This is a genomic window from Pontixanthobacter aestiaquae (genome assembly GCF_009827455.1).
GTDB lineage: Bacteria > Pseudomonadota > Alphaproteobacteria > Sphingomonadales > Sphingomonadaceae > Pontixanthobacter > Pontixanthobacter aestiaquae.
On the sequence record NZ_WTYZ01000001.1, the window covers coordinates 2,465,853 to 2,474,379 of the forward strand.

General features: G+C 56.7%; 9 protein-coding genes. 3 read left to right on the forward strand and 6 right to left on the reverse strand.

Going from position 1 to position 8,527, the window contains the following annotated elements; genetic code table 11:
• Positions 1-38: 38 nt before the first annotated feature.
• Together GRI35_RS11830 and GRI35_RS11835 are read right to left on the reverse strand one after the other, a co-directional pair.
• Positions 39-737, reverse strand: coding sequence for a tetratricopeptide repeat protein (locus GRI35_RS11830; RefSeq protein ID WP_160614343.1), 699 nt, complete (start codon positions 735-737; stop codon positions 39-41).
• 2 nt (positions 738-739) lie between these two features.
• Positions 740-1,387: a LexA family transcriptional regulator gene (locus GRI35_RS11835; protein ID WP_160614344.1), complete on the reverse strand. Its 648-nt coding sequence runs from the start codon at positions 1,385-1,387 to the stop codon at positions 740-742.
• 142 nt (positions 1,388-1,529) lie between these two features.
• Here GRI35_RS11835 and GRI35_RS11840 point away from each other — a divergent pair, with 142 nt between their 5' ends.
• Entirely contained in the window at positions 1,530-1,718 is a 189-nt protein-coding gene (locus tag GRI35_RS11840) for a hypothetical protein (protein ID WP_160614345.1), read from the forward strand.
• Positions 1,708-2,067 carry a hypothetical protein gene (locus tag GRI35_RS11845; RefSeq protein ID WP_160614346.1) on the forward strand — a complete coding sequence of 120 codons (360 nt, stop codon included), beginning with the start codon at positions 1,708-1,710 and terminating at the stop codon, positions 2,065-2,067. The genes GRI35_RS11840 and GRI35_RS11845 overlap by 11 nt, the downstream gene beginning before the upstream one ends.
• Positions 2,068-2,088: 21 nt before the next feature.
• On the opposite strand, the gene GRI35_RS11850 is transcribed toward GRI35_RS11845, so the two are convergent.
• The 3 genes from GRI35_RS11850 to GRI35_RS11860 all read right to left on the reverse strand — a co-directional run bounded on the left by GRI35_RS11850 (position 2,089) and on the right by GRI35_RS11860 (position 6,320).
• The gene (locus GRI35_RS11850) at positions 2,089-3,522 is read right to left on the reverse strand and encodes an aldehyde dehydrogenase family protein (RefSeq protein WP_160614347.1); all 1,434 of its coding nucleotides are present in this window, start codon (positions 3,520-3,522) and stop codon (positions 2,089-2,091) included.
• 25 nt (positions 3,523-3,547) lie between these two features.
• The gene (locus GRI35_RS11855) at positions 3,548-5,206 is read right to left on the reverse strand and encodes an acetolactate synthase large subunit (protein ID WP_160614348.1); all 1,659 of its coding nucleotides are present in this window, start codon (positions 5,204-5,206) and stop codon (positions 3,548-3,550) included.
• 172 nt (positions 5,207-5,378) lie between these two features.
• Positions 5,379-6,320, reverse strand: a complete 942-nt coding sequence (locus tag GRI35_RS11860; RefSeq protein WP_160614349.1) for a D-2-hydroxyacid dehydrogenase — start codon at positions 6,318-6,320, stop codon at positions 5,379-5,381.
• A 93-nt stretch (positions 6,321-6,413) separates the two neighbouring features.
• Between GRI35_RS11860 and GRI35_RS11865 the strand changes: the two genes are divergently transcribed.
• Positions 6,414-7,019: a 2OG-Fe(II) oxygenase gene (locus GRI35_RS11865; protein WP_160614350.1), complete on the forward strand. Its 606-nt coding sequence runs from the start codon at positions 6,414-6,416 to the stop codon at positions 7,017-7,019.
• Between the two features lie 6 nt (positions 7,020-7,025).
• Here GRI35_RS11865 and cysS read toward each other — a convergent pair whose 3' ends face one another.
• Positions 7,026-8,486, reverse strand: coding sequence for a cysteine--tRNA ligase (gene cysS, locus GRI35_RS11870; RefSeq protein WP_160614351.1), 1,461 nt, complete (start codon positions 8,484-8,486; stop codon positions 7,026-7,028).
• Positions 8,487-8,527: the final 41 nt, after the last annotated feature.

Below are 8,527 nucleotides of genomic sequence, written 5' to 3' on the forward strand. Positions count from 1 at the left end.
ACGGCGATTTGGCGAAAAAATGTACGGCTGACAACCTTCTAAGAGCGCTCTAGCTCACCTTCAAAATTAGCCAACACAGCCTTCAGGCTTCGCCAACCCTCTGGTATCTCCTTATACCCGTAGGTTCCGACCAAGCGCAGCATCGCTAGGTCCATTCTTGCAAACGGATGACCCGCATCAGATGCCTGTTCGAGAAGGTGTTTGATCCGGCGTGCACCATTCCGCGTTCGCTTCATTCGAAATTCGTAACGTGCCAACCAGTACTTAGCAGGAATGAAACCTTGTTCTGATGCCGAACCGAGAACCTCCCGCCATTCGTCTGTTCTGCCCTGACGCTTTAGCAATTTGCCAAGATCGATATTTGCTCGCATTGATCCGAGGCTCATTGCTTCGCGATAATATTGCTCGGCCAATCCTTCGTCCTTTTGTACAACGACGCCCCAATCATAGTACCAACCTATGATCCATTTCGACCAAACTGAACCGTCAATGGCAGCCTTCTGATACGTTTCAAATGCACGCGCCGGATCATTGGACACCAAACGCTCTGCCAACTTCATCCGTGCAGGTTGATCAGGACATTCGGCGTTCTGATGATCCCAGGAAGCTGTATAATTGTCTTCCCAATTCTCTGTGATATCCCAAATCGCGTCACTAAGCAGGCGCGACGGCGCAATTCTTCGGCGATACCGATCAATTATCGGATTGAGTACCCAAGCCAGAGCATGCCGCATCATCGTCACAATCGCCCACTTTTCCAAACTACGCGCCCGATAATTTCCACCTCGTCCGCCGATACTTCAATCGGCGGATAAGCGAGGTTCTGGCTTAGCAGCGACAGCCGCCCCCCGCCCTGCGCTGCGACGCGCTTTACCAGCAGCGTATCCTCCAGTCGGACGACGTGGATGCCATCGCGGAAAGGGCGCTGTGATCGGTCCACCAGCACTTCATCGCCTGCGCGCAGCAGCGGCTCCATCGAATCGCCCTCCACTACAATTGCGGACAGCTGTGATCCTTCCAGCCCTTGCTCCCGCAGCCACCGGCGGGAAAAACGGAAATTGTCGAACGGCATTTCCTCACCCACAGTCGCACCCGGTCCCGCTGACGCGCTCAGCGGAAGGCGCGGAACATCGATCCAATCGCGATCCAGCGGAATCGGCTTGGACGAATCATAGGATTTTTCCTCCGGCCCGCCTAATTCCGATTCGGCCACCCCCAGGAATTCCGCCAGCGTTCGGCGATCCTCTTCCTCCAGCTTTCTCGGGCTACCTTTACTGATAAATTGCTGCAAATATGTAGGATTTCGCCCGATCATGGTGGATAGAGCAGTCAACGAGCTGCCTCTGCTTCGGACCAATTCGCGTAGTTTCTCTCGTGGATTCGACATATTCTGTCCTCATTGCCGATTTTTTCCTACCTACACGATGTATTTTTCCTAGACAAGTAGGATTTCGCCAGCGACGACTCGGGTATCGGGCGATTCGCTTTGTCGTCCGAACCGCACGCCAACCATATCGCAGGGGAACCGTATGCTTATCCGGACCATTGAAAAATTCCTTCGCCAGACGGGAATGCCCGCCACGAAATTCGGGCGTTTGGCTACACATGACCCGCGCTTCGTCCTCGATCTGCGCAACGGGCGTGAGCCGCGCAGCAATACCGAACGCCGCGTCGAAAGCTTTATCGCGGACTATCTCGGAGAGCAGAATGTCCGCTGAACCCAGCACACCCATCCGCCCTGCCCGCCGATCACGGCGCACGTCAGGGGAGCGCCTGCGCCTGGCACTCGCCGAGCTGTGCGGAGGTTTTGGGGAGATTACCCAGCATGACGAAAAAGCATGGGCGAGCATCACCTTCTCCGGCGCGCGGCATACGCTGCGGCTTAATTTTGAGGGTGCGGACGCCGTGAAAGCGGGTGAGAATTTTGTCGCGATTCTGCCTGAGCATGAGTTTGCGATACCGGGGCAGCTAGTCGCCGATGCTACAATTACGAGCGTCGAGCACGCCCTGCTGCCCGAACCGCGAATGCTGGTCGAATGCGAGCTATTGCTGTTGGTTGATGCCTAATGCTGCCCCGTCGGGCGAGGATCATTCCCGCCGGATCACCAGATTGCGGATTTCGGACATATCCTCCATCGCAAAGCGGATGCCCTCGCGGCCCAAGCCGGAGTCCTTGACGCCGCCATACGGCATATTGTCGACGCGGTAGGATGAGACATCGTTCACCACCACACCGCCAACATCGAGCTCGTCCCACGCATCGAGCACCTTGTGGATATCGCGGGTGAAGATGCCTGCCTGGAGGCCGAATTTGGAGTTGTTGACCTCTATCAGAGCCGCATCGAAGTCGCTGAATTTGCTCAGCAAAGCCATCGGGCCGAACGCCTCCTCACGATAGGCATCGCACGACTCATCAACGTGCTCTAATAGCGTCGCTTCGAGCATATTGCCGTCGCACCCGCCGCCGCATAACAGCGTTGCGCCCGCGCTTACCGCATCGTCGATCCAGCCTTTGAGCCGCGATGCCTCACCGACCGAAATCATCGGCCCGATAAAAGTCTCACGCTTCTTGGGATCGCCCGAAACCAACCCTTTGGTTTTCTCGACCAGCATATCGCGGAATTGGTCATAGATGTCTTCGTGAATGATAATCCGCTGCACGCCGATGCAGCTTTGGCCGGACTGGTAAAACGCGCCGAAAATGATCCGCGCCAGCGCGTGATCGAGATCGGCATCCTTATCGACAATTACCGCTGCATTGCCCCCTAGCTCGAGGATGACGGGCTTCTTGCCCGCCTTGGCTTTCAAGTCCCAGCCAACGCCGGGCGAGCCGGTGAAGCTGAGCAGCTTGAGCCGTTCGTCGGTTGTAAACAGATCAGCCCCGTCACGGCTTGCAGGCAGGATTGAGAATGCGCCCTCCGGCAGATCGGTCTCCGCCAACACCTCGCCCATAATAATCGCGCCAAGCGGTGTTTTGCTCGCCGGTTTCATCACGAACGGACACCCGATCGCAATCGCGGGCGCGATCTTGTGCGCGGCCAGATTGAGCGGGAAATTGAACGGCGAAATGAAGCTGCACGGCCCGATCGGCACGCGCTTCCACATGCCCATATAGCCCTTGGCCCGCGCCGAAATATCAAGCGGTTGGACCTCACCATAATTACGCGTCGATTCTTCGGCTGCAATTTTGAATGTATCGATCAGCCGGTCGACTTCACCCTCGGCATCATTGATCGGCTTGCCCGCCTCGACACATAACGCATACGCAAGCTCATCATAACGCTCGCGAAAGCGCTTCACGCAATGTTCGAGCACCGCTTGGCGCTCGAAACTCGCCATCTTAGCCATCGGCTCGGTCGCGCGAACAGCACCCGCAATCGCTTCCTCGATAACATCGGGTGTTGCCAGCGCAGTCCGGAAAGCAACTTCACCCGTAAACTTGTCGGTCACTTCCAAATCGGTGTTAGGAAGCGCTGCCTTATTGTTGAGATAGAGCGGATAAGTGCTTTTTAGCTCGACCATCTTATTCTCCTTTATCCAAACAATCTCAGAGCTTTGCAGAAAGTTCCTTGAGGTCGTGATTCAGAATCTGGTCGTTCTCGGTATAGTCAACCGGGCAGTCGATCAGATGGACACCCGGCGTATCGCGGCAATGCGCGAGGACTTCGGTCAGATGCTCGCTGCTCTCCACACGGTGCCCGGTCGCGCCATAACTTTCGGCATATTGGACGAAATCGGGATTGCCATAGGTCAGGCCGTAATCATCGAAGCCCATATTGGCCTGCTTCCAACGGATCATTCCGTAAGCGTCATCGCGCAGGATCAGCACGGTCATGTTTAATCCTAAACGAACCGCGGTCTCCATCTCCTGGCTGTTCATCATAAAGCCGCCATCGCCGCAGATCGCCATCACTTTGCGGTCGGGATAGAGCATCGCGCTCATCATCGCCGACGGCAGGCCGGCGCCCATTGTCGCCAGCGCGTTATCAAGCAGCACCGTATTCGGCAGATAAGCGGTAAAGCCCCGCGCGAACCAGATTTTGTAGACGCCATTATCGAGGCAGATGATCCCGTCATGCGGCATGCAATCGCGAACCTGTTGCACCAGATGCGGCGGAAAAATCGGGAAGCGCGTGTCAGCGGCGAGCGCACCCGTATGGTCGAGCTCTGCCTGATGATAGGCCAGCAGCTTGTCGAAATTCCAGGACCGGTTCGGCGTGATGTCTTCTTTCATCTGCCAAATCCCGTTGGCGATATCACCGATGACTTCTGTTTGCGGGAAGTAGACCGGATCGACCTCTGCCGTTTTGGTCGAAACGTGGATCACTTGAACCCCGTTATCTTGCATGAAGAATGGCGGCTTCTCGATCACATCATGGCCGACATTGATAATGCAATCGGATGCCTCGACAGCGCGGTGCACGAAGTCTCCCGCCGACAAGGCAGCGCAGCCGAGGAATTTCGGATGGCGCTCGTCGATCACGCCCTTGCCCATTTGCGTGGTCAGGAAGGGGATGCCGGTCTTCTCGACAAATTGTTCGAGCATCCGCCCACACAGCTTGCGATTTGCGCCAGCGCCGATCACCAAGACCGGTGATTTTGCTGTTTCGATCGCTTTGACCGCTATGCGCACCGCCTTCGCTTCAGCGGAGGGGCGGCGCGCGACACTTTTCGGCAAGGGCTTGAAATCGCTCGCCTGCTCTTCAGCGATATCTTCGGGAAGCTCGATCAGCGTTGCCCCCGGTTTTTCCTCTTCCGCCAAACGGTACGCTTCACGCACCCGGCTGGGGATGTTGTCGCCCGCAGCAATCTGGATCGCGTACTTCGTGACCGGCTCCATCAGGCTGACGATATCGACGATCTGGAAACGGCCCTGCTTACTCTTTTTGATCGGCTTCTGACCGGTAATCATCAGCACCGGCATTCCGCCCAATTGCGCGTAGGCGGCAGAGGTCACGAAGTTCGTTGCGCCGGGGCCCAGCGTCGCGAGACATACGCCGGTCTTGCCGGTATGTCGGCCGTACGTTGCAGCCATAAAGCCCGCGCCCTGCTCATGCCGGGTCAGGATCAGTTTGATTGTGTCCGACTTGCCAAGCGAGTCGAGCAGGTCGAGATTTTCCTCGCCCGGAACGCCAAAAATATACTCGCAGCCCTCAGCCTCGAGACAATCGATGAATACGTCGGATGCTTTTTTGGTATCGGCCATTCGTCGTCCCCTCCAGACACACGAAATGGTGCCTCTCAATTTGTGCGTGCGACCGCTATTCAGACAGAGGTCTCACGCCCCTTTTGATCTGTCTTAAGACCTACCAACTAGGGCGGCGCGAGTCACCCTGCTAGGAGATTTGCGCCAATTCCCGTGGTTCAATACCGGCGCTCTAATACCCACGGGCAGGATCGAAAATCGGACTGAGCGGTTCGCCGCGATGATATTTACCCAGATTCTCGAGAAAACGCTGCGCAGAGCGCATAAACATCTTGTCCTGCGCCCTGCCCGACAAATGCATGGTGATATCCGCATTTGGCAGCGTCCACAGTATATGGTCTTTCGGAAGCGGCTCGGGCTCGGTTACGTCGAGCAACGCCCCGCCAATGCTCTTCGCTTGCAGGGCCATGACCAACGCATCCTGATCGACCACGGTACCGCGCGCGATATTCACCAGTACCGCGCCGTCCTTCATCGATGCCAACTCGCCTGCGCCGATCATTCCGTCGGTTTCAGGCGTCGCGGGAACTGCCAAAATCACCCAATCGAAATCGCCCAGCTTATCGCGCCACTCATTGGGACCAAGCACGCCATCCGAGCCGCCCGAACGCCGGACAATAGTGACATCGACATCGAACGCTTGCAGCCGGGTCTCGATCAGTTTCCCAATAGCTCCGTAACCGAGCAGCAATGCTTTACTTCCAGCGAGCTCCATCTTGCCCGGCGAATCCTGCAACCATTCCTTCCGGTCCTGCGCGCGTACAACTTCCCGGTAGCCTTTCGCGTAATTGAGCATCATCATGAGCGTATATTCAGCGATGGTGATCGCGTTGATACCGGCACCATTGGTCACCGTGACACCGCGCTTGGCCAGCAGATCGAGCGGTAGAAAATCGAGCCCCGCATAGATCGAATTGTACCACTTCATCTTCTCGGCGCGCTTCACAGCTTCGGCCATTGGTTCTTTGTCATACAGATCGAACCAACCGATTTCCGCCTCGCCGACATGCTCCATGAGTTCGTCGGTCGAGGCGAACCAGCGCGGCTCCACCCAATCGGGCAAATGTGGCTCGATTGCGGGCCTAATCAAGGAGGACAGGACGGCGATGGTCATATAAGCGAGGCTCCTCTGTTGGAAACGCAGCGGAACAGGTTACAAGCGGCGACGTCAAGGGCGTATGAATTGAACGGGCGGATGGAACGGCGGATGTTTACCAAATTCGGAGTGTTCGATGATGCCTTTGGCAGCGAATTGCCAGCACGCTTGCTCGACTTCGCTATCGCCAATGAAGACGGTTTCGAAACTACCATGACGTCCTACTCCGACGGATCGGAGGCTGTGGATACCAATTTCCGTACATCGAAGCGCTTTGTCGGAAAACTCGGCGATATAGGCCGTGAATACCGTGCAGCATTTGTCGAAATAATGCCAAAGCTGTTCGAGGCTGCAGGCGTTCCGATGGTTGAAAATCCACTGCTGGAAAACGAGCTGATTGCGACAGGCGACGGCGGCAGTCTCGCCAAGCACATCGACACGCTGACGCTCGATAATCGCGACGATGTCGAGAGCGAGCGTATCCTCAGCACGGTGTATTATTTCCACCGCCAACCGCGCAAATTTTCAGGCGGCGAGATTGAAATACACCCGCTGGACGGACGCGCGGACCCAAAACCTGTCGAACCGCGTCACGGGCGTCTGATTGTGTTTCCGGCCTTTGCACCGCATTCAGTGCGCGGACTAACAGTGCCAAGCAGGCGGTTTGAAGACGGGCGCTTTTCGCTTAATTGCTGGGTGCGGTACCGAACGCGGTAGAGGCGCTTAGCTCAGTTTCCAATCCCAGCCGAGCGGATCGCCATCCATTAGTTCGACGCCCTTGGCGGCCAGTTCATCGCGGACCGCATCGGAGGTCGTGAAGTCCTTCTCCGCGCGGGCAGCCTTCCGGCGTTCCATCGCGTCCTCGGTTTCGGCTTCGGTGAGCTGGGCGCCTTGCGGCCGGATGCGCAGATCGGTGCGCGTTAGGTTGAGCAGGTCGAGCCCGAGAACCGAGTCCATCTTCTCGATCACTGCGCGCTTGATGCCGGCATCCACTTTTTTGACTGCCAACGCCTCTTCCAACGCTGTGAGTGCGATGGGCGTGTTCAGATCGTCGGCCAACGCGGCGTCGAATTTCTCCAAAATTGGAGCAAATTTCTGATGCGACGGATCGCCCGCGATAGCAGTGGCCAGACGCTCAACCGCCATCACAATCCGCTTCAGCCGCGTCAGGGCAGCATTCAGTCCGTCCCAGCTAAACTCCAACTCACTCCGATAGTGCGCCTGTAAGCACATCATACGGTAAGCGAGCGGATGGTAACCCTTGTCGAGCAGCAATTGCAGCCGCAAAAACTCGCCGGACGATTTTGACATCTTGCCCGAACGCTCCACCAGAAAGTTGTTGTGCATCCAAAAGCGCGCGCCTGAATTGGTGGCTTCGCTGAGTCCGCCGCAGCCGCAGAATGCTTGGTTCTGCGCAATTTCGTTCGGATGGTGAATTTCGCGATGATCGATCCCGCCGGTGTGAATGTCGAAGGGGAAACCGAGCAGCTTCTCACCCATCACCGAGCATTCGAGATGCCAGCCGGGAGCTCCCCTGCCCCACGGCGAATCCCACTCCATCTGGCGTGTCTCGCCAGCAGGAGTTTTGCGCCAGATCGCAAAGTCGGCGGCGTTGCGTTTGCCCTCCACGGCATCGATCCGGCCTTCGCCGTCTTCGGTTACAGCCCGCGCTAACCGGCCATAATCATCAATTGTGGTCGTATCGAAATACAGGCCCGTTTCGCATTCGTAGCAGTGCTTATCAGCGATGCTCTTTGCGAAGTCGAGCATCTCTTCAATATAGTCTGTTGCGACCGACCAATGCGCAGGCTGGCGGATATTGAGCGCCTTGATGTCTTCCCAATACGCCTCGGTATAATGCTTGGCGATCTGCCAGATATCTTGGGCTTTTTCGGCCGCCATCTTCTCCAGCTTGTCCTCACCCTCATCAGCATCATCGGTCAGATGGCCGACATCGGTGATGTTGATGACATGCTTGAGTTTATAGCCTTTCCAGCTCAACGTGCGGCCGAGGATATCGGCGAATACATAGGCGCGCATATTGCCGATATGCGGGTAATTATAAACCGTGGGGCCGCAGGTGTAGACGCGTGCCTCGCCAGCATGGACGGGCTCGAAAACCTCAAGGCTGCGGGTCAGGCTGTTGAACAGGCGCAGTTCGTTCTGGGAGGCGGCGTCACTCATGCGCATCGCCATGCACATGAGCGCCCAATCGGGTCAAGCCA

What these genes read in the sequence shown, in the direction of transcription:
- GRI35_RS11840 (WP_160614345.1), top strand. Translation starts at nt 1,530, where the DNA reads ATGCTTATCCGGACCATTGAAAAATTCCTTCGCCAGACGGGAATGCCC.
- GRI35_RS11835 (WP_160614344.1), bottom strand. Translation starts at nt 1,387, where the DNA reads ATGTCGAATCCACGAGAGAAACTACGCGAATTGGTCCGAAGCAGAGGC.
- GRI35_RS11855 (WP_160614348.1), bottom strand. Translation starts at nt 5,206, where the DNA reads ATGGCCGATACCAAAAAAGCATCCGACGTATTCATCGATTGTCTCGAG.
- GRI35_RS11845 (WP_160614346.1), top strand. Translation starts at nt 1,708, where the DNA reads ATGTCCGCTGAACCCAGCACACCCATCCGCCCTGCCCGCCGATCACGG.
- GRI35_RS11865 (WP_160614350.1), top strand. Translation starts at nt 6,414, where the DNA reads ATGTTTACCAAATTCGGAGTGTTCGATGATGCCTTTGGCAGCGAATTG.
- GRI35_RS11860 (WP_160614349.1), bottom strand. Translation starts at nt 6,320, where the DNA reads ATGACCATCGCCGTCCTGTCCTCCTTGATTAGGCCCGCAATCGAGCCA.
- cysS (WP_160614351.1), bottom strand. Translation starts at nt 8,486, where the DNA reads ATGAGTGACGCCGCCTCCCAGAACGAACTGCGCCTGTTCAACAGCCTG.
- GRI35_RS11850 (WP_160614347.1), bottom strand. Translation starts at nt 3,522, where the DNA reads ATGGTCGAGCTAAAAAGCACTTATCCGCTCTATCTCAACAATAAGGCA.
- GRI35_RS11830 (WP_160614343.1), bottom strand. Translation starts at nt 737, where the DNA reads ATGATGCGGCATGCTCTGGCTTGGGTACTCAATCCGATAATTGATCGG.